This is a genomic window from Paenibacillus barengoltzii G22 (assembly GCF_000403375.2).
GTDB lineage: Bacteria > Bacillota > Bacilli > Paenibacillales > Paenibacillaceae > Fontibacillus > Fontibacillus barengoltzii.
On sequence record NZ_KE159655.1, the window covers coordinates 353,769 to 376,822 of the forward strand.

At 54.0% G+C, this 23,054-nt stretch carries 25 protein-coding genes; 12 read left to right on the top strand and 13 right to left on the bottom strand.

Annotation, left to right across the window (positions count from 1 at the left end; translation table 11 throughout):
* Positions 1 to 338: 338 nt before the first annotated feature.
* Positions 339 to 1,394: a dual-specificity RNA methyltransferase RlmN gene (gene rlmN, locus C812_RS19365; protein ID WP_016314334.1), complete on the bottom strand. Its 1,056-nt coding sequence runs from the start codon at positions 1,392 to 1,394 to the stop codon at positions 339 to 341.
* A gap of 372 nt (positions 1,395 to 1,766) precedes the next feature.
* Here rlmN and C812_RS19370 point away from each other — a divergent pair, with 372 nt between their 5' ends.
* The 4 genes from C812_RS19370 (at position 1,767) to C812_RS19385 (ending at position 5,414) form a co-directional block, all read left to right on the top strand.
* Positions 1,767 to 2,924 carry an MGDG synthase family glycosyltransferase gene (locus C812_RS19370; protein ID WP_016314335.1) on the top strand — a complete coding sequence of 386 codons (1,158 nt, stop codon included), beginning with the start codon at positions 1,767 to 1,769 and terminating at the stop codon, positions 2,922 to 2,924.
* A 64-nt stretch (positions 2,925 to 2,988) separates the two neighbouring features.
* Positions 2,989 to 4,197, top strand: a complete 1,209-nt coding sequence (locus C812_RS19375; protein WP_016314336.1) for an MFS transporter — start codon at positions 2,989 to 2,991, stop codon at positions 4,195 to 4,197.
* A gap of 44 nt (positions 4,198 to 4,241) precedes the next feature.
* Positions 4,242 to 4,778: a phosphatase PAP2 family protein gene (locus tag C812_RS19380; protein ID WP_016314337.1), complete on the top strand. Its 537-nt coding sequence runs from the start codon at positions 4,242 to 4,244 to the stop codon at positions 4,776 to 4,778.
* A gap of 36 nt (positions 4,779 to 4,814) precedes the next feature.
* A complete protein-coding gene (locus C812_RS19385; RefSeq protein ID WP_016314338.1) occupies positions 4,815 to 5,414 on the top strand; it encodes a YkoP family protein in 600 nt (199 codons plus the stop codon).
* A 30-nt stretch (positions 5,415 to 5,444) separates the two neighbouring features.
* Here C812_RS19385 and C812_RS19390 read toward each other — a convergent pair whose 3' ends face one another.
* Genes C812_RS19390 through C812_RS19400 form a run of 3 tightly spaced genes read right to left on the bottom strand, consistent with a single transcriptional unit; the run spans position 5,445 to position 8,019 of the window.
* Positions 5,445 to 5,723, bottom strand: a complete 279-nt coding sequence (locus C812_RS19390) for a hypothetical protein (RefSeq protein ID WP_016314339.1) — start codon at positions 5,721 to 5,723, stop codon at positions 5,445 to 5,447.
* A gap of 16 nt (positions 5,724 to 5,739) precedes the next feature.
* Entirely contained in the window at positions 5,740 to 6,339 is a 600-nt protein-coding gene (locus tag C812_RS19395) for a class I SAM-dependent methyltransferase (protein WP_016314340.1), read from the bottom strand.
* 60 nt (positions 6,340 to 6,399) lie between these two features.
* Positions 6,400 to 8,019: a bifunctional metallophosphatase/5'-nucleotidase gene (locus tag C812_RS19400; protein ID WP_051135030.1), complete on the bottom strand. Its 1,620-nt coding sequence runs from the start codon at positions 8,017 to 8,019 to the stop codon at positions 6,400 to 6,402.
* Between the two features lie 195 nt (positions 8,020 to 8,214).
* On the opposite strand from C812_RS19400, the gene C812_RS19405 reads away from it, so the two are divergent.
* The 4 genes from C812_RS19405 to phnE (C812_RS19420) all read left to right on the top strand — a co-directional run bounded on the left by C812_RS19405 (position 8,215) and on the right by phnE (C812_RS19420) (position 11,898).
* Complete coding sequence (locus tag C812_RS19405) at positions 8,215 to 9,231, top strand: phosphate/phosphite/phosphonate ABC transporter substrate-binding protein (protein ID WP_016314342.1); 1,017 nt, start codon at positions 8,215 to 8,217, stop codon at positions 9,229 to 9,231.
* Between the two features lie 110 nt (positions 9,232 to 9,341).
* A complete protein-coding gene (gene phnC, locus C812_RS19410) occupies positions 9,342 to 10,142 on the top strand; it encodes a phosphonate ABC transporter ATP-binding protein (protein WP_016314343.1) in 801 nt (266 codons plus the stop codon).
* On the top strand, positions 10,139 to 11,089 hold the full coding sequence (phnE, locus tag C812_RS19415) for a phosphonate ABC transporter, permease protein PhnE (RefSeq protein ID WP_244268366.1): 951 nt from the start codon (positions 10,139 to 10,141) through the stop codon (positions 11,087 to 11,089). The genes phnC and phnE (C812_RS19415) overlap by 4 nt, the downstream gene beginning before the upstream one ends.
* Positions 11,086 to 11,898 carry a phosphonate ABC transporter, permease protein PhnE gene (phnE, locus tag C812_RS19420; protein ID WP_016314345.1) on the top strand — a complete coding sequence of 271 codons (813 nt, stop codon included), beginning with the start codon at positions 11,086 to 11,088 and terminating at the stop codon, positions 11,896 to 11,898. Before phnE (C812_RS19415) ends, phnE (C812_RS19420) begins: the two co-directional genes overlap by 4 nt.
* A 260-nt stretch (positions 11,899 to 12,158) precedes the next feature.
* Here the strand turns inward: phnE (C812_RS19420) and C812_RS19425 are convergent, their stop codons facing one another.
* On the bottom strand, positions 12,159 to 12,833 hold the full coding sequence (locus C812_RS19425; RefSeq protein WP_016314346.1) for a hypothetical protein: 675 nt from the start codon (positions 12,831 to 12,833) through the stop codon (positions 12,159 to 12,161).
* A gap of 184 nt (positions 12,834 to 13,017) precedes the next feature.
* The gene (locus C812_RS19430; RefSeq protein WP_016314347.1) at positions 13,018 to 13,500 is read right to left on the bottom strand and encodes a glutathione peroxidase; all 483 of its coding nucleotides are present in this window, start codon (positions 13,498 to 13,500) and stop codon (positions 13,018 to 13,020) included.
* 249 nt (positions 13,501 to 13,749) lie between these two features.
* On the opposite strand from C812_RS19430, the gene C812_RS19435 reads away from it, so the two are divergent.
* The 3 genes from C812_RS19435 (at position 13,750) to C812_RS19445 (ending at position 15,905) form a co-directional block, all read left to right on the top strand.
* Positions 13,750 to 14,211 carry a MarR family winged helix-turn-helix transcriptional regulator gene (locus tag C812_RS19435; RefSeq protein ID WP_016314348.1) on the top strand — a complete coding sequence of 154 codons (462 nt, stop codon included), beginning with the start codon at positions 13,750 to 13,752 and terminating at the stop codon, positions 14,209 to 14,211.
* Between the two features lie 61 nt (positions 14,212 to 14,272).
* Positions 14,273 to 14,455: a hypothetical protein gene (locus C812_RS19440; protein WP_016314349.1), complete on the top strand. Its 183-nt coding sequence runs from the start codon at positions 14,273 to 14,275 to the stop codon at positions 14,453 to 14,455.
* A gap of 208 nt (positions 14,456 to 14,663) precedes the next feature.
* Positions 14,664 to 15,905 carry an MFS transporter gene (locus tag C812_RS19445; RefSeq protein ID WP_036626142.1) on the top strand — a complete coding sequence of 414 codons (1,242 nt, stop codon included), beginning with the start codon at positions 14,664 to 14,666 and terminating at the stop codon, positions 15,903 to 15,905.
* 93 nt (positions 15,906 to 15,998) lie between these two features.
* Here the strand turns inward: C812_RS19445 and C812_RS19450 are convergent, their stop codons facing one another.
* Genes C812_RS19450 through C812_RS19470 form a run of 5 tightly spaced genes read right to left on the bottom strand, consistent with a single transcriptional unit; the run spans position 15,999 to position 19,224 of the window.
* A complete protein-coding gene (locus C812_RS19450; RefSeq protein WP_016314351.1) occupies positions 15,999 to 16,391 on the bottom strand; it encodes a DUF350 domain-containing protein in 393 nt (130 codons plus the stop codon).
* Complete coding sequence (locus tag C812_RS19455; protein WP_016314352.1) at positions 16,388 to 17,029, bottom strand: hypothetical protein; 642 nt, start codon at positions 17,027 to 17,029, stop codon at positions 16,388 to 16,390. The genes C812_RS19450 and C812_RS19455 overlap by 4 nt, the downstream gene beginning before the upstream one ends.
* Positions 17,030 to 18,232 (bottom strand): glutathionylspermidine synthase family protein, encoded by a 1,203-nt coding sequence (locus tag C812_RS19460; protein ID WP_016314353.1) that lies wholly within the window; start codon positions 18,230 to 18,232, stop codon positions 17,030 to 17,032.
* Entirely contained in the window at positions 18,229 to 18,990 is a 762-nt protein-coding gene (locus C812_RS19465) for a hypothetical protein (protein ID WP_016314354.1), read from the bottom strand. Before C812_RS19465 ends, C812_RS19460 begins: the two co-directional genes overlap by 4 nt.
* Positions 18,991 to 19,020: 30 nt before the next feature.
* A complete protein-coding gene (locus C812_RS19470; RefSeq protein ID WP_016314355.1) occupies positions 19,021 to 19,224 on the bottom strand; it encodes a hypothetical protein in 204 nt (67 codons plus the stop codon).
* A gap of 503 nt (positions 19,225 to 19,727) precedes the next feature.
* On the opposite strand from C812_RS19470, the gene C812_RS19475 reads away from it, so the two are divergent.
* Positions 19,728 to 20,291, top strand: a complete 564-nt coding sequence (locus C812_RS19475) for a PDDEXK family nuclease (protein WP_016314356.1) — start codon at positions 19,728 to 19,730, stop codon at positions 20,289 to 20,291.
* Between the two features lie 536 nt (positions 20,292 to 20,827).
* On the opposite strand, the gene C812_RS19480 is transcribed toward C812_RS19475, so the two are convergent.
* Positions 20,828 to 22,246, bottom strand: a complete 1,419-nt coding sequence (locus C812_RS19480; RefSeq protein ID WP_036626147.1) for a hypothetical protein — start codon at positions 22,244 to 22,246, stop codon at positions 20,828 to 20,830.
* Between the two features lie 111 nt (positions 22,247 to 22,357).
* Positions 22,358 to 22,987: a copper amine oxidase N-terminal domain-containing protein gene (locus tag C812_RS19485; protein ID WP_016314359.1), complete on the bottom strand. Its 630-nt coding sequence runs from the start codon at positions 22,985 to 22,987 to the stop codon at positions 22,358 to 22,360.
* Positions 22,988 to 23,054 lie beyond the last annotated feature (67 nt).

Here is a 23,054-nt window from a genome sequence, read left to right on the forward strand (position 1 = left end):
ATGTAAACACACAAGAAAATGAGCTGGACTGCGATAACACAAAACTTGTAGGTCAGGACTCCGGATTTAGGGGGCCTAGCCGCTTTTGCAGTTAATCCCTCAAAAATTCGCAACCTGCTTGATTTTAGATGTACTTTTACAGTTAACTGGTTCTCCGATAGGTACAGCAAGCCGCCTCCAGCAACCCAAAAAGGACTTGGAGCTATTCTCCAAGTCCTTTCCCTTTGCCATTATCCCGCTCGCTCAGCTTAGTTCAGCTTAGTTTAGCTCAGCCCAGCTCTGTTCAGCTCTGCTCTTCACAGTCCCACTCAGCCTAATTCTGCTCAACTCAGTTCAGCTCAGCTCGACTGCTTCAATTGCTTGCTGCGCAGCTGCCCGCAGGCCGCATCGATGTCGGCCCCGTGCTCCAGCCGGACGCTGACGCTAAGGCCGCGTTTTTTGAGCGCATCGTAGAAGGCCAGCACGGATTGCTGTTCACTCCGCTGATACTGGCTGTGCTCATCCACTGGATTATACGGAATCAGGTTGACGTTCACGAACCGGTCTCCCAGCAGATCCGCCAATTCCTGTGCATGTTCCGTCCCGTCGTTCACGCCTTTGAGCAAAATATACTCGATCGTCAGCCGCCGGTTCGTCCGCTCCAGGTAATAATCGATAGCCGCCATCAGCTTCTCAATCGGAATCGCTTTATTGATCTTCATGATCCGCGTGCGCAGCTCATTGTTAGGCGCATGCAGCGATACAGCCAAATTCACCTGCAGATCAGAATCGGCAAACTCGACGATTTTGTCCGCCAGACCGCTGGTCGACACCGTAATATGGCGCGGACCAATCGCAAGGCCTTTCGGGTCCTGGATCACTCGCAGGAAGTCAGCCATATTGTCATAGTTGTCAAAAGGCTCCCCGATCCCCATCACCACGATGTGGGATACGCGCTCGCCTTTACCCTGCCGGTCCAAATGCATCTGCACCTTCATGACCTGCTCCACGATTTCTCCGCTCGTCAGGTCCCGGCTCTTCTTCAACAGCCCGCTGGCGCAGAAGCTGCAGCCGATATTACATCCGACCTGGGTCGTCACGCAAACCGACAGGCCAAATTTATGGCGCATAAGCACCGTCTCGATTAAATTGCCGTCCTGCAAGCGGAACAGAAACTTGATCGTTCCATCGATCGACTCTTGGCGGACATGCTCCTCCAAGGTTTCAATCACAAACTGTTCTTTCAGCAAGGCGAGGCATTCGGGATGAACGCCTTCCATCGCATCAAACGCAGTAACGCGTTTGCGGTACAAGCCTTCCCATACCATCTCAGCCCGGCCTCGTTTATGTCCACGGTCCAGCAGCCAAGCGGCCAGCTGATCCTTCGTCATACCATATATCGATTGTTTATTCATCCATATCCTCTTTCTAAAGGAACTTAAGTCATTTTTTAATTATACCTAATCCGACATCCCGAATGCCACAGGTAAAAAAACGAATCCTCCCCCCTCATCTCACCGTCCATTTACACAGATACCTATCCCCTTTAAACGAACGTTAACATTCGCCCTCTAAAGTGAAGGTATACTCACTTAGGATACTCGGATGTTCTACGAAGTTATATTCCCTAGCGGTCCGAGTCCGGCCCGCATACTGGACTAAGGTCGGAATGAAATCACGCCGGACGCCCGGTTTGATTCTTCCATGCTTCCTATATACTGGAACTCGGAATGAATCGACGGAAAGAACCGTGAATTTTCGATTTCGGTGGAAAGGCGGCAGCGATCATGAAGCATAACATGCATATCGTCATCCTAACCGCCGGATACGGCAACGGCCATATCCAGGTAGCGCGGACGCTGGAACAATCCCTGCTCCGTTCGGGTGTCCGTTCGGTCCATGTGATGGACCTGTACCGTGAAGCTCATCCGGGACTCAATTCCATTTCCCGGCATCTTTACTTATACAGTCCGTGGTTCTCCGCTTACGGCTTAGATTATTACGGTTGGAGCTATTACGCTACGAAGGATCTCCAGAAGACAAGCGCAATAGCGAAATGGGGAAACCAGCTCGGTATGAAAAAACTCATCGCCCTGCTCCAAAAGCAGCAGCCTGACGCAATCATCAACACCTTCCCCTTCGGCGGCATCACGGAACACTTGCGAAAACACGGCATTCAGGTGCCGGTCTTTACCGTAGTGACCGACTTCAGCCTGCACAACCGCTGGTTGTTCACGCAGCCGGATCGTTACTATGTGGCGACCGCAGATTTGAAGCGGGAGCTGATGGAGCGCGGCGTGCCGGCAGAGGCCATTGTGGTCAGCGGGATCCCCGTGCGGGAGCCGTTTTATGAGCCGGGGCGCCCCCCATATCCGCTGGCGCAGAGCCAACCAAGGCGATCCTTGGAGAGGACCCGCTCGATTCTGATCATGATGGGGGCGCATATTCCTTTGCCCGATGCTCAGCAGATCATCTCCAAGCTGTTGGCGCTGCCGGATGTGCGCGTGGACCTCGTCTGCGGAGGCAACGAGAAGCTGCGGCGTCGCCTGGAACGGCGTTTCGCCGGTCACGAACGGCTCCGTCTATTCGGTTATGTCGAAGCGATCCACGATCGCATGCGAGAAGCCGACTGCATCGTGACGAAGGCCGGTGGGATCACGTTGTCGGAAGCGATCCAGATTCGCACGCCGATCGTGGTTTACAAGCCGTTCTCCGGCCAGGAGCGGGAAAACGCAAGGTACCTGGAGCGCAAAGGCGCAGCCGTAGTAGCCTCCTCGCCGCGAGCCTTGGCGGAGCAGGTGCAAGAGCTGCTTGATTCTGAGGTCCGCAGGGCCCGAATGCTCCAGCAGTACGACGAATTAGCCGCGGGTTGCGCCACCGAGACGATCGTCCGGGATGTGCTGCGCCTGACAGGCCATCTGCCGGCGTTGGCGGATCGCCGATGATTCAGCGGACCGCATCGTTGACGATGAAATGAAGGACGAATAAGAGGCAAGGGGTCTGACTCATATGAAAAGTACTCGACGATCGATATCCAGCAATCATCTTACACCAGCATTTCTGCACTGTGCGGCCATATTGTTTTTCACAGAAATCGCCCGCAGTGCCTTTCTCATTTCGTTCCTGCCTGCCTATGCCAAAGAGCGCCAGATTACGCTGGCGGCGGTCGGCCTAGCGATCTCGGTCCACTATTTGGCCGACACGCTGATTAAGGTCCTCGCAGGATACGTACTGGATCGGTTCCCCGCCCGGGTGATCTTGAACATTTTCCTGCTGCTCGGACTGTTGGGCCTGTTCGTCTCTTACGGGGTTCATGCTCCTTGGGCGATTGTCCTTGGGGCAGGCCTGATCGGGATTGGGGTCTCCCCCGTCTGGCTGCTCTGTCTCTCCGAGATCCAGGAGGATCGCCGCGGCTCACAGATGGGCTCGATTTATACGATTTGGCTCATCTCGCTGGGGCTTGGCCCCGTTGGCGTCAATTTTCTGATCGACCGCAGCTATACGTTATCGTTCTGGCTATTGGCCGGATGCTGGGCCGCGGGGTGGCTGCTAGCCGCCTTCAAACGGATGGATTTATCGTCCCGGCGCTTGCTGGAGCGCACGGTTCCGTTGAAACAGCAAATACGTGAAATCGGGAGCAAGCTTGTACAGATGAAGCCGCTGGTCCCCGGCATGATTGTGCAAACGCTGGCTGCCGGGCTGCTGGTGCCCGTCCTGCCGAGCTTTGCCTCCGAGTATTTGGCGCTGGATTATTCAAACTATTCCATCATGTTGATGGCTGGAGGCTGTATGACCGTCCTGCTGCTCGTTCCGATGGGCCGGCTCGCCGACAAATGGGGGTATAAATGGCTGTTGATCGCCGGTTTTGGCGTCTTGGCCGCCTGCCTTGGATTGCTGATCTACTCCCGCCAGATCTTCAGCACGATGCTGCTCGCCGTCTGTCTGGGTGCAGCATATGCCGCCGTGCTCCCGGCATGGAACGCCATCCTGTCCCACTACGTTCCTGCGGAGCAAAAAGCGACCGGCTGGGGGGTTCTCTCCGGCATCGAAGGGATCGGGGTTATCCTCGGCCCGATTCTAGGCGGCTGGATGGCAGAAAGCTTCGACGTCACAGTAACCGTTGGGATCAGCTCCCTGTTGTTGTTTGGCATCATGTTGTTTTATTGGATTCGTCCTGTGCGACAGCATCAACGGGAACAATACCGCCAGCGTAGTTGAGTTGCAGTTTGGGTTTATCTTGGTCATGGATTGGAGGGGTTGGAATGAGACATCGCTATTATCTTCGGTTGCGCGAGTACGATAACCGGCTGTTTCTGTGGTGCAACCATTCGCTAAGTCATCCGTGGCTGGATCGGATCCTGAAAGGACTTACCCATCTGGGCAGCGCTGTGTTTACGATTACTCTAACCCTTTCTGTGGTCCTCTTCACCACAGGGGTATGGCAAAGGGCTGGATGGCACAGCCTGATCGCCCTATCCGTGAGCCATCTGCTGGCGGTTGTGATTAAGAAACGATTCCAACGCACGCGCCCTTACGAAGCGTTGCAAAATGCGCGGATCTCCGTCCACCCGCTCAAGGACTACTCGTTCCCATCCGGGCACACCACGGCCGCCTTCTCAACGTTTATCCCGCTTCTTTACGCGGCGCCGGGTCTGGCTCAACTGCTTCTGCCGCTGGCTTGTATCGTTGGCCTGTCGCGAATTTATCTAGGCGTTCACTACCCCTCCGATGTGCTGGCGGGCGGGTTACTGGGAGCCGCAACAGCCCTTCTCGTTGTTTTAAGCGCAGGCCTGGTCTAGCACGTTATGACTTCATACAGAAAGAGAGGACATTCCATGCAAGTAAAAAAGATCATGAAGCATTCCGTCCAAAAGGTTTGGATGGGCTGGGAGCAGGTGTTTGAGCTGTTTAGTCGACTGCGCTCCAAATACGCCGGAGAGTTCGGCATCTGCAAAATGTTTGTCACCCAGTATCGCGGCAAAAGCATGCAATGCGAGGATGGGACGTGGATTCAAGACGGAGATTGGATTGGAGAGCTGCATCTGGATAATCGCCAGATCCTCGCTATGCTGCAATCCAATGAGGCGAACCGGGTCGCCTTAAAGATCGCCCGGCTGACAAGAAAAGCGATGTCGCAAATCTGCGCCGAAATGCAAAGCAACCCGCAGCTTAGTCAAGTGAAGGCGCTGCAAGGAATTACACTCCTGCATCGGGGCATCACGCATGGGTTAGGCTTCGAAACGCATCATGTTGAACACGGGGCATTCCGGACATTAACGACCACCTATCTGCGTTTGCTGCTCACCGTCTTTCATCCAAGTCATCGCAAACGGATCACCGGCCATGCGGATAAGCTGATACCGGTCAAGCTGGTAATGAGCCGCGCGTCGCTGTTCCGGCAATTTGGGCCATTAGAGATGGAGACGGCGATGTAAGGCGCAGCAGAGAGTTACGTTATTTTGAGGCTAGTCGATGAAACCCGCCAGTCCATGCTCGGTTAAATAATCCATCTCCAAGTCAAGGATCGTTTCCACGGTTAATTCGTCGAGCTTCACATCGTTTCGGCTTAGGACATAATCCACCAGTTCATCGCCGTCAATCTCGACCTCGCCATCGGCGTTTTGCGCTGCCTGATTGATATAATCAGCTTCGTGCTTTAACACCAATCGCACGTGGTCCACACTCGTCTTCGCACGCTCTGCAATAAACTCGACCATTTCCTGTTCATTCATTTGATCGCTCACCTTAGGTTCACTCCTACTAGGTTAGTTTGATTTCGCCTCTAGTCTTTCTCGTAGATATAAATTTTAGTCCGGTACAAATCCCGGCAGGTGACGATCTTCCTCGGCTGCCAACCCGGCATATGCTGATCACCCGCGCACCCGGGAGCAGCTTCTCGCGAAGCAGAGGGTTCAGCCGACGCATGGCTCCAGGATACAAATAACAGATTACCGTACCTGCAGTTTCGTAAGGAAACGCATATAAATCTCCCCGCAAAAACTGCACCTGAGAATACGCACTCCACCGCAAGCTCAACCGGGAAAATAACCACGGAATCAAAGAATTCTCAACTCCGATGATTCGCCAATGCGGATAAGCCTTCGCTAGCGCCAAGGCCAGCGTTCCCCATCCGGCTCCCGCCTCAACGATGGGGTTAACGGTGGCCAGCGGAGCCGCTCCTGCAAGGGCAGCGGCCCGCTCCAGTCGTTTCATTTCCGTGATGACCGCCTGCCTCACAGGAGCAGAAGTGGGCATGGGCGAAATGCCATTTCGCCAGCTCCGATAAACGATCGCTACAACCACTAGCAGCAGAAGTAGTAGGAATATAGCGGTCAGGATCGTGTAGACGGAAGCTGGCATAGGGACATCTCCTTCAACGTTTGTGTTCAACTGCTTGCATTGTACCAGAAAACGCCAACTTTAGGACGATCCCTTGACCACTTTCCAATTCCCATCACAAGAGGCGTGAATCGTTCCGTGCCGTTGAATGTACTCCGCCACTAGCTCTGCCATGTCAGTCTGGATCTCGCGAACCACCGGCTTGCCCCGGTACATCTCATAATCGCCGCCCCCGCCAGCGCGGTAATTGTTCATCACGACGTCAACTTCAGCGTCGTCCTGCAGCGGCGCTCCGTTACGGGTCAGCTTCACGACCCGTTGCCCTACGGGCTGGGCGATATCAAGCTCGTACTCAATCCCCTCCCACATGTCGTAGTTGTAGTGCTGAGCCTTCGGCTGGATATACACCGGATTTACCGTAATTTCACCATCCGTGTCCAAAACGAAATAATTCGCTGTCTGCTCCAGCGCCTTCCGGATATCCTTCCCTGTTAAGCGGAGGACGGTCAGTGTGTTCGGGTACATGAAGTTCGTCAACACATCTCGCAGCGTGATGCTTCCGGCAAACCCTTTGGATGCCTCGCTCAGCAACGCGGCATTGGACACGTCAACTCCAGCAGCCTCCATCTGCACCCGATTCACGAACTCCATAAACGGATGATCCGCCAAGCGACAGGCGAGCGGGTTTTCGATCGTCATATCGCCCTCCACCCGGCCGATCGGCTGGTCAAGCCAAGCCTGTGTAGCCGATTCCAGCGGCCGTATGAGCTCCAACACCTTGGCATCCGCCTCCACGGCGGCATCGGGAACGAGCAGCTCGGCCGTTTTCTCGCGGATGCTCCAATGACCGTCAGTTCCGCGCTTGAAGCGAACGGTGATTTGGCCCAACGCTTGTCCGCCCGTTCCTGGCTGGATCACCGTGACTCCGCCGACCTCGCCCGTGAGCATGCGATGCTGATGGCCCGTGATCAAGACGTCGATGCCCGGCACCCCCAGGCACATGGCATAGCCTTGATTTTCACCCGTTAACCGTTCCGTCGGTACGCCGGTCGCCAAATCCCGCTCGAACCCGCCGTGATAGCTGACCACCAGCAAATCCGGCTGCTCTATTTCTCGGATGCGGGGAACCCAGGTTTTCACCGTCTCAAGCGCATCCCGAAACGCCCAACCCTCTATATGCCGGGGATGCTCCCAATGCGGGATATAGTGAGTCGTAACACCCAAGATAGCGATCCGTACGCCTTCCGGGGTTGTTTTTACCACATAAGGCTTGCCAAACGCCGGCTCCCCCGACTCCTCAGCCAAAATCCCCGCCGACAGCCACGGAAAGCGGGCATCCTTCATCGCCTTACCCAGCAGTGCTTGCCCGTAATTAAACTCGTGGTTCCCCGGTACTGCGGCGTCATATTCCAATAGATTCATCACCGCGATGGACGGATGAACCCCGTGGGGGTGATTTTTGACGTGATAGGTGCACAGTGGTGTCCCCTGAATCGCATCTCCGTTATCAATCAGCAGCAAGTCGGGTGTATGCGTGCGTTCTCGTCGAATAAGCGTAGCCAGCTTGGCCAGCCCCAGCGAACGTTCCGCCGTCGAACGATAATCTGTTGGATAAATAAAGCCGTGGATGTCGCTGGTGACCAGGATTTTGCAGAGAACTTCCTCCTGTCCCGATGAGATCGCCCCGGTTCCACGTTCCATATGTTGCTCCATCACCTTCACCTCGGATTCCTATTTATTCCCCTCCTCATTCTAGCAACGAAGATCGCAAAGTTTGTAAACTCCTGAAAGAAAAGGAATTTTACATACTTCCGCTTTTCCTCTGACGGCGTGTTAATAAATCTCTTTTATAGTAGTCTCGAACCTAAAAAAATGAGAATAGTGGAGGTCATACGCTTGAAGAAGATTAGTAAGTTGGTTTTACCTTTATTATTAACATTCTCCGTGACCCTGAGCGCCTGTGGTAACAACGCTCCGGCGAACACCAGCGGGAATGCATCGGCCGAGTCCAGTCAATCGAATGCCGCGTCTTCCGGTGCCGGATCCAACGCATCCGCAAATGCGGCTGACACGTCTGCAGATACCGGCTACGTTCCAGAAACGCTAACCGTCCAATTCGTACCTTCGCAAAACGCCGACACGCTGGAAGCCAAAGCAAAACCGCTGGAGCAGCTGCTGTCCGATCGCCTGGGCATTCCGGTTAAAGTCAGCGTGTCGACTGACTACAATACGATTATTGAAGCGATGGCTTCCAAGCAAGTGGATGTCGGCTTCTTGCCTCCAACCGCTTACGTGCTGGCCAAAGATAAAGGCGCGGCCGAGGTGATTTTACAAGCACAACGTTACGGAGTACAAGATGAGACCGGTGCGCCTACGGATGAACTGGTAGATTTCTACAAGGCGATGATTATCGTCAAAACAGATTCCGACATCCAGTCCGTGGCAGACCTGAAAGGCAAAAAAATCGCCTACCAAAACGTCACATCTTCTGCCGGTTATGTCTGGCCGGCTGCAAAGCTTCAAGAAGCTGGTTTGGATCCGCTGTCTGACGTCGAGCCGATCACGGTAAAAGGTCACGACCAAGGCGTAATCGCGGTCCTGAACGGTGATGTCGATGCCGCCGCGATCTTCCAGGATGCACGGAACACTGTGGTGAAGGATTATCCTACCGTATTCGAAGACACCCGCGTCCTGACGTACACGGAACCGATTCCAAACGACACGATCTCCGTCCGTTCCGATATGAACGCCGAATGGGTGCAGAAGCTAAAGGATGCCTTCATCGAAATCGGCAAAGATCCGGAAGGACATCAAATCATCGCGGATATCTACACGCATGAAGGCTATGTCGAATCCAACGACAGCGTGTTCGACATCGTCCGCGAGTATAACGAGAAAGTGAAGACAGAATAGGCGATGATGCGAAATTTGACGAATCCTCCTTCAAGCCAGTCGGAGCGCGGTGTGCTCCCGGCTGGCTGTGCGCTTTTCCTGATTATTTTTTGTGAAAAAGGAGCCTAAACGTGATAGAACTGCGCAATGTTACCAAAACGTATCCGAACGGCACCAAAGGTCTGGATCAAATTAACCTAAAGATTGATCCCGGTGAATTTGTGGCGATCGTGGGCTTGTCCGGTGCGGGCAAATCGACGCTGCTACGGTCCATTAACCGGCTGCACGACATCTCGGAAGGCGACATTCTCATCGACGGCAAATCGATCACGCAAGCCGCTGGCAAATCGCTCCGGATGATTCGCCGCGACATCGGCATGATCTTTCAGAGCTTTAATCTCGTGAAACGCTCCTCCGTACTGCGCAACGTGCTGGCTGGCCGGGTCGGCTACCATTCCACGCTTCGTACGTTGTTTGGCCGTTTTCCGGAGGCCGATGTAGAGTTAGCCTTTCAAGCGCTGGAACGCGTAAACATCGTGGAAAAAGCCTACGCCCGGGCCGACCAGCTCTCCGGCGGGCAGCAGCAGCGGGTGGCCATCGCTCGCGTGTTGGCGCAGGAGGCTAAAATCATCCTCGCCGACGAGCCCGTGGCTTCCCTGGATCCTTTGACGACCAAGCAGGTTATGGATGATTTGAAGCGTATCAACGTCGAGCTGGGCATTACGACGATCGTTAACCTGCATTTTATCGACTTGGCGCGCAGCTATGCGACGCGCATCATCGGGCTCCGTGCCGGGCAAGTCGTCTTCGACGGTCCTGTGGAGGAAGCCACGGACGAGCGGTTTGCCGAAATTTACGGTCGCGCAATCGACCGCGAAGAGCTGTTGGCCAGTCGACTTCCGGGGCCGCAGGTGCTGGAGGCGCAGGCTTGATGAACATGAACCCTTGTCCTAGCTTCGATGCAGATGCTAAGGCTAACACCAATGTCAACGCCGTAACCGACGCCGACGCCAACGTGGGCGCTAACATTAACATCAACAGCAACGCCGATGCTAATTTTAACGCCAATCCAAGCACTAGCCTGTCCGGCCATGCTGGTCTAAAGCAGCATCGCCCTGCAGCCCCCAGCAAGCTGAAGCATTATTTAACCGCCGCGATCATCTTGCTCCTGCTGTGGGGCAGCGCCGTGGATACGGACACTTCGTGGGGCAAGCTGATCCAGGGCTCGCCAAACATGCTCGATCTGCTGCAGGAGATGTTCCCGCCGAAGTGGAGCTACTTCGACAATATCGTTCCGGCGATGCTGGAGACGATCCGCATGGCGCTGATCGGCACGACGTTTGGCGCAATCCTTGCTGTACCAGTAGCGCTGCTCTGCGCCTCCAATCTCAGCCGCAGCGCCTGGATCTATCAGCCTGTCCGCTTCTTGCTGAACCTGGTGCGGACGATTCCGGACCTGCTGCTGGCGGCCATTTTCGTCGCCATCTTTGGACTCGGCCCGCTGCCCGGCATCATGGCGCTAAGCGTCTTCTCGTTTGGTCTAATCGCCAAACTGACGTACGAAGCGTTGGAGACGATTGACCGCGGGCCGCTGGAAGCGATGACGGCCGTCGGGGCTACGCCCGTGCAACGGATCGCCTTTGGCGTTGTGCCTCAGATTCAGGCCCATTTTATCTCGTACGTGTTGTACACGTTCGAAATTAACGTTCGCGCCGCGGCGGTATTAGGTCTCGTCGGGGCCGGGGGGATCGGCCATTATTACGAAGTGACCTTAGGCTTCCTAGAGTATGACAAGACGTGCATGATTATCTTGTTCACGCTCGTGGTCGTCCTGTTGATCGATTATGTAAGCACCAAATTGCGGGAGAAATGGTTATGACAACAAACACAACGACTTGGCGGCACAAAGTGCCAAAGCCCAAAAAGAACCGTTACCGCTTGCTGATCTATATCTTGCTCCTGCTTCTCTATGTATGGGCTTTTGCCGGGATTCCTTTTGACGGAATAAAGGAAACGGCGGGGCAAATCACGAAGTCGATCCTCTCGGGCTTGTTCTCGCCGGATTGGGATTACGTGTATTTGCCAGACGGGGAGGATTTGCTGCGCGGTTTGCTGGAGACTCTGACTATCTCGATCCTGGGCACGTTCGTTTCTACGCTCGTCTGCCTGCCGTTCGCCTTCTGGGCGGCGGCCAATCGGGGCAAGTCTCGTTTCGTCTCTGGATCCGGCAAAATCCTGCTCAGCTTCGTCCGCACCTTCCCGGAAATCGTGATGGCGTTGCTGTTCATCAAAGCGGTGGGGCCGAACGCTTTTGCCGGAGTACTGGCGCTGGGGCTGCACTCGGTCGGTATGCTTGGCAAGCTGTTCGCCGACGAGATCGAGAACATGGACCACGGTCCCACCGAAGCGCTGATCGCTGCTGGAGCGAACCGCCTGCAAATTCTGTGGTACGCCGTGCTGCCCCAAGTGCTGCCGGGCTTCCTGTCGTACACGCTGTACCGGTTCGAGATCAACCTGCGCTCCGCAACAATCCTCGGCGTCATCGGCGCCGGCGGCATCGGTACCCCGCTGATCTTCGCTCTCAGCTCGCGGGATTGGGACCGCGTGGGCATCATTCTGCTCGGCATCATCGTGATGATCACGCTCGTAGACTGGATGTCCGGTTATCTGCGGAAGAAATTGGTTTGAGGCCGTGCATCTCGGAACCGATTCCCGCCTATATTGACCGGTTTCACGAGTCGAGGCCCAAATGTACACGATTTTTCGTGTACATTTCCCCCAAACCCTCGCCACACGGCGCATTCTATATGAAATTTCGTGTACATTCTGCCACTTCTCCCTCAATTCGGCCCAATATATATGATTTTTCATATATATCGGGTCAGTTCCACCTCCCAAGCCCCAAATGTACACGATTTTTCGTGTTCATTTCCCCAAGTCCGCCGCACTCACACCAAATCCGGGCTTAGCAGCGAACCCACATATTCATATGAAGTGATGCGTCCGGAGCTCCCTTTGGCGATGGCGCGGAATTTCCCTTTTGCCGCGAGAATCCGGCAGTACTTAATGACTGTCATCGGGTGCAGCTCCAACTCCCTCGCCACCTCGGTCGGACGAATAACCCGATCATGGCGAACCGCGGCACGCATCAGATCCCTCTCAATCTTCGAAAAGGCCCGCAGGGCTCCCCCCTCAATCACAGACAAATACGGCCCCAGAATACTCCGCAACGAAGAAAGGATAAACGCTGAGTTCTCTTTCATTTCGTCCAGTGCAATATAGTAGAGCAGATAGCCTTGGGACTGCAAAAACAATCCCCTGTTCAAATCCATCCGATATTTCGTCCGATCCGTGCCATGTGAACCGTAATCCATAATCTCAAACACGATCCGTACCGTCCCCACCTCCCACATGAAATCAGCATAATAAGACCTCCCCCGCCAATCCTTCACTTCGTATTCGGGATGTAATCCGTCAAAGTGTCCCACCAACGGCCACCAAATGCGCTCGACAAACAACCGATTCCCATAACCATGCCCTCGCCGAAGTGCATCCAGACGCTCCCCCGTTCTGCGTTTCATATGCTCCTGCAGCCAAGTCTCATGTTCCGCTTCGAATCCCATAAGAAAGCCCCCCCTCGCATCCTTAGTAAAAAAACAAAAAGCCCCGCTCCTCTCCATTCAGAAAAGGAAACGGGGCAGGCTTTGCCTCACGTCAGTTACTTGTATTAATACTAGTGTGACATAGCAGAGAAAGTTACGCAATAGGGTCTGAGGCGTTTCCGCACTTCCCGCAACAGTCGTTGCCCTAAACCCCAAGCAGCTTGCGAATCTCCCCTTCAATGCTCGCAGGTTCATCGGTTGGTGCGAAACGCTTGACCACCTTGCCGTCCCGATCCACAAGGAACTTCGTAAAGTTCCATTTAATCGACTTGGAGCCCAGCAATCCCGGAGCTTCCTTGGTCAAGTGCTTGAACAGCGGATGAGCGTTCTTTCCATTCACATCGATCTTCGAAAATAACGGGAACGACACACCAAAATTCAGCTCGCAAGCCTGCGCCACTTCTTCATCCGTCCCGAGCTCCTGGTTGGCGAACTGGCCCGAAGGAAAACCTAACACCGTGAAGCCTTCGTCCTTGTAGGTGTCATGCAGCTTCTGCAGCCCTTTAAATTGCGGAGCAAACCCGCATTTGGTCGCCGTATTCACAATCAACATGACTTGGCCGCGATAAGGCTCCAGCGTTCGCACTTGGCCTTGAATGGTTTTGACTTCAATATCGAATAATGACATCTATAGCACCTCCGCCAACAAATTAATTAAGTGTAATTTAATTGTATACAATCTATATAATCGTGTCAATTTGTATATCTAAACAGAGCGCCCCCCTCAACTTTACCGGCAATCCCGAATCTCCGTCTCCTCAAGCGTTTGTGTATCCAATTACGTCCCGCTCCAGCCCCTTTACGCCAAAGAACAAGCAATGCTATAATGGCTCAACAGCAATTACATTGCATGCAATTAAATGGCAGGTGAATATAGATGAATACTGATGAAATGTTGAAGCTGGAGAATCAGCTTTGCTTTGCTTTTTATACTTGCTCCCGGGAGATTATGAAGCTATACCGGCCTTTGCTGTCGGAACTAGGCTTAACCTATACGCAATACATTACGTTGCTCGCATTGTGGGAGCGGGACGGGATCACGGTGAAGGAGCTGGGTTCGATGCTGTTCCTTGACTCAGGCACATTAACGCCGCTGCTCAAAAAGCTGGAGCAGATGAACCTGGTTACCCGAACGCGGGACAAAGCCGATGAACGCAACGTCATCATCGCATTAACCGAGGAGGGGAAAGCGCTGAAGAACAAAGCCTGCACCGTCCCGATGCGGCTGTTTGAAGGTACATATGCCGAGGTGGAGGACATCATTTCCATGCATCAACACATCAACGAGTTTCTTCGCAAAATCGGCGGCGACTCCGTTCAACCGGAGCAATCTGAATAAGCCCAACCTTAATCCTCCATAATAGGAAAGAATCACGGAGTAACCAATGGAGGAGATCAGCATGCTGGAAAATCTCGAAAGCGATTATAACTGCGCCAACGCAGGTGAGGACCTGCACCGATTGAAGCAAGAACTCGCCGAGATGCGAGGCTTGGGTCACGCTGACCCGGAAACGCAGGAGAAAATCAACCGGCTCGAAAATCAAATCAGATTTATCATGAACAAATGCGATATTAACCATTAAGAGGGTGAAGCACCCGTTTACGCCGCTGAACAAGCGTGTGGTAGGCGGGTGTTTTTTTGCCCGGGGATAGATTGAAGCCCAAAAGTGTGTTACGATTTGCCTGTTCGACCTTTTTTACATTTACGATTGATGGACATCAGGAGGGCTTCCCTTGAAAGCACAAACACAACTTGATGCGGAGAAGACGACGGCGGCTTCCGTCGACGCCATCCCCCGCGCCGCTTCTTCCAAACGAAATTATGTATTCCAACTGCTAACGGTCTTTATCGGTTTCTTAGTCTTTGGCTTCTCGGAAAATATTAAAGGCCCCGCGATCCCGCGCATCCAAACGGACTTCGGTCTGGACGAGATGCAAATCGGTACGCTCCTGTCGCTCAACTCGCTGGGGTATCTGCTGGCTTGCTCTTTTACGGCCTACTTAACCCGCAAATGGGGAGCCAAAACGGTGACGATGCTCGCCTTTGGATCCATGGTTGCTTCCGGGGTTCTCATCTTTGCATCACGCACCTACCCGGCATTATCAGGTTCCTATTTCCTGATGTACATCGGCAACGGGATGCTGGAAATCGCGCTCGCGATCTTGGCCGCCCGAATTTTTGTCGGCAACACCGGTACGATGATGAACCTGTCTCACTTCTTCTACGGGCTGAGTTCTACGGTAGCACCATTAATCGCCTCGGGGCTGATGACCGTCTCTATTGGCGGGCATACGCTGGATTGGAGAGGCATGTATTTGATCATGCTGTCCCTCTCGGTCATCCCGATGATCCCTACGCTGCTAAGCCGGTTCCCCGGCGAGGAAGAACAGGGCGGCGAGCGGGTTCCGTTCACCCAGCTAATGCGTGATCCCGCAATCTGGTTGATCGTGCTGGTGCTTTCGTTTGGCGTCGTGTCAGAGCTAGCGGTAGGCGGCTGGTTGGTTAATTTTTTGGAAAAAGCTTATCACTGGAACACCACCAGCGCATCCGGGATGCTGTCTGCCTTCTTCCTTTGCTTTACATTCGCACGGCTGGCACTCGGTCCGGTTACCGATAAAATAGGGTTTACGCTCTCCTTGATTCTGTTCTCGGCTTTCTCGGGAATCTGTACTTTGGTTGCCATCGGGGCAGGCGAACCCGGAGCTTTCCTGTTCGCAGCGGCCGGCATCGGCATCGCTCCGATCTATCCGACCGTCATGGCGCTGATCGCCAAGAAGTATCGCTCTTCCAGCGATTCAGCGATTACTTTCATCGTTACGCTGATGGGGGTGGGCAGTGTCATCGGCAACTATCTGATCGGTTGGATCACGGACGGGATCAAAGAGCTCTTCTCCGGCGGCACGGACACAGGACTTGGCCTCTTGCGCGGCCTGCAAGCCGGGTATGCTTTTATCGGCGTTTGCGCCTTGTTATGCGCAGTATGCAGCCTGATCTTATACGGCTATCTGCGTAAACGGCAAGAGTTAATGTAACCGACCCTCCACACTTACAAAAAAACACCCCCGCATTCCACCAGGCTCGAATCATCGGCGGAATACGGGGGTTCTTGTTTATTTTGCCCTGCGTTAGATAATGAGGCTGCTTACTGCAAACGCCATCCCGATAAACACCAAGCACAGCAAGGTGCCGACCGCAACATTTCCCTGCTTCAGTTGGTCGGAAATTTTAAATCCCGGGGTGACCAGTTCAAAAATCCAATAAGATGCCACAAGACACACATAACCTACGGCAAACCACAGGATCATATGTAAGATGGAGGTGTTCGTGAAGGCGGACACCCCCAAGATGATCGCGGTGCCCAGGAATTTGCCGCCCAGCGCCAGGGCTACGGCAACATTGCCTTTCTTCAGCTCCTCCATATCGCGGTAAGGGGTCATCCAATTGAAGACCACCATCCCCAGCAACTGCAGCAAAATCATCGCGATGACACTAACTACAATATTGATCACGATCGTCAATTTGCCCACCCCCGAAATTTCGCAAACGCCAAATCATAATCGGCAAAATCATGCACTTCCTCCAGTACAACCGACACCGTCTTCGCTTTCTCCAGCGCAGCATATCGTTCCTCGTCGATCGGTTGCTTAATCCGGTTCCCAGTTGGCAGCTCTAGCACGGCAAAACACCGTATTTTGCCCTGGTATTCCGTTTTGTACACACCAACTAGGTTGACGTCGGTCGTCACCGACACCTTCAGCTCGGCCAGATCTTTCTCGGCAGACGCCTGATCCGGATAGGATTTCAACGTCGTCCAGGAGGATAGGCGTACTTCATTCTTCTGGTTCTCGTCCGTGGTCAGCTCGGCGTCCATAAACTGCAGGATCCAAATTTTATCCCCGGTGGCGTAATTGTTATCGTTCGGCAGCAGATCGTTATCGGGCAAAATCGTCATATCACTGCCCACCAGATCTCCTACCATTGCTTCCACGATTTTATAGTCCCAAGGGACGCGAGCGGTCGTTAACTCCGCTTCCGAACCGCTCTCGGTTGAGAAGACGCTGGTCGTATCCCCGCAGGCTCCAAGGAAGCCCACCGACAACACCAGCATCAACGTAACGAGGAAACGCCGCGTCCAAGTCTGCTTCGAACTATGCATCTATTTCACTCCTAACGCGATAAAATGACTGGTATTGCCCGTAATCGGTCCGCCGGCTCGACCCAACAAGCCGCAAGGCGTCCCGTTCAGGACGAACAGGCCGGTCAACAAATGGCGCTCGCCGAAGACGGTATTGATTCGTGCCAGCTCGGCTCTTTTTTGATATACCGTAGGGAACAAGACGCTGCTGTCAAAGCCCTCTTGATCCTCCAGCTCCAGCCGGCCCTCCTCATCAAATAAGCGGACCGAGCCGCCTTCACGGCCAAACATCGACTTGGATACGAAGCCGCCAGCGAAGACCGGCTTGTTGTAAGTCGGCAGCATGTACTTGGCAATCGCCTGACGTTCCTCGGCATCAAACAGCAAGCCCAGCTCGTAAAGCCCCCAGACCGCAGCAAGCAAGCCTTTGGATTGCAGCAAAATGCTGTGCGGCCCGTTGAAAATGGTCAGGCGACCGGTTTCGATCGCGTAGCTTAACGCCTCGCCGGCATCGTCCACTGCCATCCATTCCTTCGGGTACAACGCGAAGAGGCGCTCAATGGTACGGCCGTCTTTATTTTTCAGGATGCCTTCGTCAATCCACAGCTCCAGGCAATCTTCATAGTGCAAATCCAGCCCGCTGTGCCGGCCCAACGCTTCAATCGTTCCGGAATCCTCCAGATGCCAGCCGTAATCCACACAAGCCACGGTATCCGGCCGCTCAATGGCCCAAGCTTCCGCGACCAGGTCTTTCATCCGGGCATTTGGCGAATCGTATCCCGCCTGCTCCATCAACCACGGGGTGGCGATCGAAGCTTCCACGTAGCCGGTTGGCGTATCCGCATTGAGCTCCAGCAGCTTGATCGTGCCGTCATTCGCCACGGCAAAATCAAACCGCGCATAGCGGCTAATCAATCCCGGATCCGGGAACGGCAGCTCATCGAGCATCGTCCACAGAATCGGCGGAATCCCAATCAGCTCATACAGATCCGGCCGGCGATGAACATAGCGTGCGGCCTTGTCGAGAATGCGCCACAACGCGGCGGCGGCCCGCTCGAGCTCCGCATAGGTTTCTTTTGGCATCAACACCAGCTGATCGATCCAATACTCCTCTTCCTCGAGATCCGCCCAGGTAAAGCCCAGCTCGGCCAGCTTCTCCACCCGCTCGCTCCGGTTGGGATGCGGCTGGCCCACAACTTCAAAAATATTGTTCTCGTCTGTCATCCGCCGAAGAACCCCTTACCGGTGCCGCTGGATCTCGAACCGGAAATCGAGCTTTTGGATGAGCCGGACGAGGAGCCCGACGACGAGCCCAGCGAGCTGGATTTCCCGCCGATGCCGCCCGCCTTCGAGGAGGTCGAACGCCGAACGATGGAGCCGGTTGACGAGGTCGAAGTCTTCGGACGAACGACGGAACCGGCCATCTGTTTGTTTTGGAACGTCTCGCTGGAGTACGTTTTCGGCTTGTACGGCGTCGAAGTTCCGGCATAATACCCGCGGTGATTGTCATACCAGCGGCTGGACGAATAGCTGGACCCGCTGTTGAACAGCAGGTGATACAGCAGCATATCGTCCCAACCGAATCCCCCGCCGTAATGGTTAATGACGGTGGTTCCTCCGGAGCCGTTCGAGGCGTCTGCGCCGTTTGAGCTACCGGTCTCCGCGGCCTCTCCAGATGCTCCTTCTTCCTCCGCCGGAACTGGGATGTTCCAGTCTACGTTTTTATCGAAATATTGCTTCACTTCCTCCGTCGACCAAGCCACCAGCTTCGGTTCGTCAGCCGACGTCCCGCTCCCTGTTGCCGTAGCCCCAGCCCCTGGAATCAGAAACGCATTCGCCAACAGCGCAATGCCCAGTGAGGTAGACAAGACGCGGATCGGCTTGCCTTCCGGGGTCAAAAATTTAGATGCCAACGGCTCCTTCGCCGTTGTCTCTGGTGCAGCGGTATTTTCCGTTCGTGTGGCTTCCTCTTCTTTGGCCAAGACCTATTCCCTCCTTACGAAAAAAACAGCTTACTCATGCACAACCGGTACGAGCAGCAGCTCCAGCTTCCCCTCGTCGATGTTCAGCCGGCCTTCCACCGTTTCAAACTCCCGGTTGCCCACGACTAGATAGTTGACATGCTCCAACGCAGCGACCATATTCGCGTTCCAGACGCGCTCTTCCAGTTCCCGCAGTTCGCCGTCCGGTAATTTTTCATACAACTTCACGTTCATGCCGTTCTCCAATGCCCCTCACCCTTTCGTTATACACACTAAATATTGTTACGCGCACATCTCCGCTTCGTTTCATCCTTTATGCAGGGAGAAGGTGGGAAATGAACCGGGGAATGAATTGGTTATGCTCACGGGTTCGGCGCCAAAAGCCTTTCAGCAGGCCGCAAAGGCAACCGTTGGAGACTCCCGCTGGAAAACCCTTCCGTTAGCTTACGACCGTTGCTTAAGAAATGCAATGTAAAAATGGATGTGAGGTCAGATGAGTTTGCCTCCCTGCCCCCCGCCAGCATATGCCCTCAACTAACTCCCATGCTGGACGGAGCCCTCCGCCGGCCCTATACTAAAAGCTAAGACGAAGCACGTCCCGTTTTGCTCAAGTTTGAACCATATTCAGGGGCTGGTACCATGACCTTTGGGTTGATGGCGCTCCTGGCGATTAAGGATCAAACTTCAAGAGCTAATGCGGGGCGTTTTTTATTTTGTTTGGAGGAGGCGATTGGCTGATGAGTTCTATAAGTTTTGAGGAAAATTACACAGCATTTCTCGAGCACCATTTAGCCCGGAGATCCGGGGAACGTCGAGGCCGACTCGAACGTGGACATGCCCATGCGGAGTCATTGTTTCTGAGGAATGTGTGGTGGCCGTTGCGCGGCAACTTTGATGATCTACATCCGGAGTACGAAGTCACTGATTGGCGGGGGCGCTCGTACTTCGCTGATTTTGCCTGGTTGCCTGGGAACGGAGAGTTGAAGCTGCTGTTTGAGATTAAGGGTTACGCTGCACATGTTCGCGACATGGACCGACAAAAGTACTGCCATGAGCTCAACCGCGAAACGTTTTTGCACGCCATGGGCTACCAGGTGATCTCCTTCGCGTACGATGACGTTGAGCAACGTCCAGAGCTCTGCATCAACCTGCTGCGTATGGTGCTCAGCCGATACCATCCGGACCAGGTGCCTGTAACGCGCGGTCTGCTGGCGGGAAAAGGAGCTCATCCGACTTGCCGTGCAACTCGCGCGCCCGATTCGCCCGGTGGATGTCGAACGTCATTTCGAGCTAAACCATAAAACGGCGGTCCAAATGCTGCATAAGGTGACAGCTAAAGGGTGGATGAGACCCGTTTATCGTGGAAAGGGGGAACGCATCGTCAAATATGAACTGGTACGCGGAGTGGTGAACTATTTGTGATGGTGGATGCTGTAACTGAACGGTGGGGGTGGTCGGAGTGTGAGGCAGTGAGGGGGGGCGGAGTTTTAATGAGTAATTAGGGAGTCGTACGACGGGACAAAGCTGGTGTTGTGAAGAAGTCAGACGGTCTAACGGTAAATGCTACTGTTAATTTAGGCAGATCACGGGGTTTGGTTACGATTAACGGTAAATCCTACTGTTAATTTGGTCAGAAACTGCGGTTTGGGGCAAATGTGCCGAAAATAACGGTAGGGTTTACATGTAAATTGCGCTAACCGCTCAAACTTGCGAAATTAACGGTAGGTTTTGGAGGTAAATTAGTTCAAGGGATGCATTCGCGGCAAAATCAAAGAAGGAGGCGGCCACACCGCCTCCTTCTTTGCAAGTGCAAGTACAACCCATTCCCTCCCTGGTGTTACACCAGGAACATCGCCACCACGGTGGTCACGGCAAGGCCGATGAGCACCGGCTTGAGGTTGCGGCGGGCGAGCTCGAACGGACTCACGCCGCAGATGGCGGCAGCCGGGATGAGCGCCCACGGGATCAGCGTGCCGCCGCCGACCCAAATGGCGGCGACCTGCCCCAGCGCCGTCAACACGGCCGTGCCAGAGCCGATGGCGGTGCCAAACAGCTGGGCGATCGAGCCGGCCAGCGATATGCCCGAGAAGCCGGAGCCGTCCAGGCCGGTGATCGCTCCGGTCACGGCAAGGGTCACGGCGCCGATGATGCCGTTCAGCGGAACGACGTCGGCCAGCGCCACGCCGAGGTCGTTCACGATCCCATGCGATGTTTCGGGCAGCACCTGCCCGAACAGCTCCTGAAACGCCGCGTCACCTAGATAGAAGAACGCGGCGATCGGAATCACGGGGCCAAACACCTTAAAGCCAAAGGTCAACCCTTCGATCAAATACGAGGTGATCTTCTCCAGGCCCCGGTTCCGGTGCGCCAGCAGCGTCACGCCAATCAGGATCAGCACCGCTGTGCCGCCAACCAGAGCCGTCGCATCGCCGCCCTGCAGATTTAGCAGGAACATAGCGACAACGTCGGCAGCAAACAGCAACGGGATCAGGAGGGCCAGCCATTTTTTGGCCTGAGGGGATATGGCTGCGCGAGCCTCTTTGCTCGTCGGACGATCCTCACTAAGCACGCCTCCCGCGTCTTTTCCGGCGACCAAGCCGTCGCGCCACGTGCCGTTCCGCTGATCACGGCGCATCAGCCAAAAAGCAGTCACCGTGCTCACCAGACCCATGACGAGAACCAGCGGCACGCTGGCCGACATGACGCTGGAGACGGGCAAGCCCGCGGCATCCGCCGTCAGCTTTGGCGCTCCCTGAATGATATAGTCGCCGGACAAAGCGATGCCGTGCCCAAACAAGTTCATCGCCACCGCCGCCCCAAGCGCCGGCAGTCCCACGCGGACCGCCACGGGCAACAAAACAGCGCCGATCAGCGCCACCGCAGGTGAGGGCCAGAAGAACATCGAAGTTACCATCATAATAATCCCGATGCCCCAATATGCCATCGTTGGTGTGCGAATAAACCGCGTCAAGGGAGAGACCATCGTTTCGTTGATGCCCGTGCGGATCAGCACCCGACTCATCGCCACGATGATCGAGATGATCATAATCGTCCCCATTAACTCTTTGGTTGCATAAATAAACGAATGAAAAATACCCGAAACCGAGCCGCTGAGCGTTTGCGTCGCAAGCAACCCCAGCGTAAAAATCCCTGCCACACAAATCATCGTCGTATCGCGCCGCTTGATCAACAACGCCATGATGAAGACGATGAACGCTAGATACACATAGTGAATCGCCGACAACTCTATGCCTATCATGGAGTCACGCCCCTCTTCCTGCAAGTGTGCTATATGCTATGCAGGAGCCCAAGCAAGGGTTCGGCCCATGTCGAGGTTCAGAGCAGGCGATTCATGCTACTTTACATTTTACTTTATTGTGATGCTCAGTTTATTCGAATCATCCGATTTCAAGCTCGCCCCAAGCCCTTTAACGAGGCTTTGTAATGGTACATAAGTAACTCCTTTGACGACCACGGGCGCCACATTCATCGTTTCAGCTTCCCCGATGTAGTACACTTTCTTGCTTCCTATTGTAAATGTGACCGTATTCGAATTTTTACTTACAATAATGACACCACTTTTGGCATCATAACTAAAGGTTGCACCTAGTAAATCTGCAATTTCGCGGAGAGGAACCAGGTTTGTATTTTGATAAATGATTAAACCACTATCGAAACTTGCTTTCTCCCCATTAATGAATACAGTCAGTTTAGATTTCTTATAGGTTGGCTCTGTCGATTTTGGAGCAGAAGAACCTTTGGTTGATGGTTTGGTAGAACTTTTGGAAGATGAAGAAGAGGATTTCTTACTAGAACTAGAAGAAGAGCTTCCCCCATTATGGTAGTGATATTCGCCTTGTTCTAATCCCCATTTGGCGCAATTGGTCCGACACGTGTGGCCACCTTTCGCATCCGTTCGACCTGGATGGGCACTAGCCACAGTACTAGACAAGACAAACATCAGTAAAAAAGAACTGAGCAGCAATTTCTTTTTCATTGATCCAATCCCCCATTTAGTAGAATATTACCAGGTAATATTACCATGTATATAGTATTGAGGGAAT

Bases quoted from the DNA above. Each gene is read 5' to 3' on its own strand.
- C812_RS19440 (WP_016314349.1), top strand. From the start codon at position 14,273: ATGCTGGAAAATCTCGAAAGCGATTATAACTGCGCCAACGCAGGTGAG.
- rlmN (WP_016314334.1), bottom strand. From the start codon at position 1,394: ATGAATAAACAATCGATATATGGTATGACGAAGGATCAGCTGGCCGCT.
- C812_RS19375 (WP_016314336.1), top strand. From the start codon at position 2,989: ATGAAAAGTACTCGACGATCGATATCCAGCAATCATCTTACACCAGCA.
- C812_RS19475 (WP_016314356.1), top strand. From the start codon at position 19,728: ATGAGTTCTATAAGTTTTGAGGAAAATTACACAGCATTTCTCGAGCAC.
- C812_RS19470 (WP_016314355.1), bottom strand. From the start codon at position 19,224: ATGAACGTGAAGTTGTATGAAAAATTACCGGACGGCGAACTGCGGGAA.
- C812_RS19395 (WP_016314340.1), bottom strand. From the start codon at position 6,339: ATGCCAGCTTCCGTCTACACGATCCTGACCGCTATATTCCTACTACTT.
- C812_RS19370 (WP_016314335.1), top strand. From the start codon at position 1,767: ATGAAGCATAACATGCATATCGTCATCCTAACCGCCGGATACGGCAAC.
- C812_RS19460 (WP_016314353.1), bottom strand. From the start codon at position 18,232: ATGACAGACGAGAACAATATTTTTGAAGTTGTGGGCCAGCCGCATCCC.
- C812_RS19435 (WP_016314348.1), top strand. From the start codon at position 13,750: ATGAATACTGATGAAATGTTGAAGCTGGAGAATCAGCTTTGCTTTGCT.
- C812_RS19485 (WP_016314359.1), bottom strand. From the start codon at position 22,987: ATGAAAAAGAAATTGCTGCTCAGTTCTTTTTTACTGATGTTTGTCTTG.
- phnE (WP_016314345.1), top strand. From the start codon at position 11,086: ATGACAACAAACACAACGACTTGGCGGCACAAAGTGCCAAAGCCCAAA.
- C812_RS19430 (WP_016314347.1), bottom strand. From the start codon at position 13,500: ATGTCATTATTCGATATTGAAGTCAAAACCATTCAAGGCCAAGTGCGA.
- C812_RS19425 (WP_016314346.1), bottom strand. From the start codon at position 12,833: ATGGGATTCGAAGCGGAACATGAGACTTGGCTGCAGGAGCATATGAAA.
- C812_RS19380 (WP_016314337.1), top strand. From the start codon at position 4,242: ATGAGACATCGCTATTATCTTCGGTTGCGCGAGTACGATAACCGGCTG.
- C812_RS19455 (WP_016314352.1), bottom strand. From the start codon at position 17,029: ATGCATAGTTCGAAGCAGACTTGGACGCGGCGTTTCCTCGTTACGTTG.
- C812_RS19385 (WP_016314338.1), top strand. From the start codon at position 4,815: ATGCAAGTAAAAAAGATCATGAAGCATTCCGTCCAAAAGGTTTGGATG.
- C812_RS19400 (WP_051135030.1), bottom strand. From the start codon at position 8,019: ATGGAACGTGGAACCGGGGCGATCTCATCGGGACAGGAGGAAGTTCTC.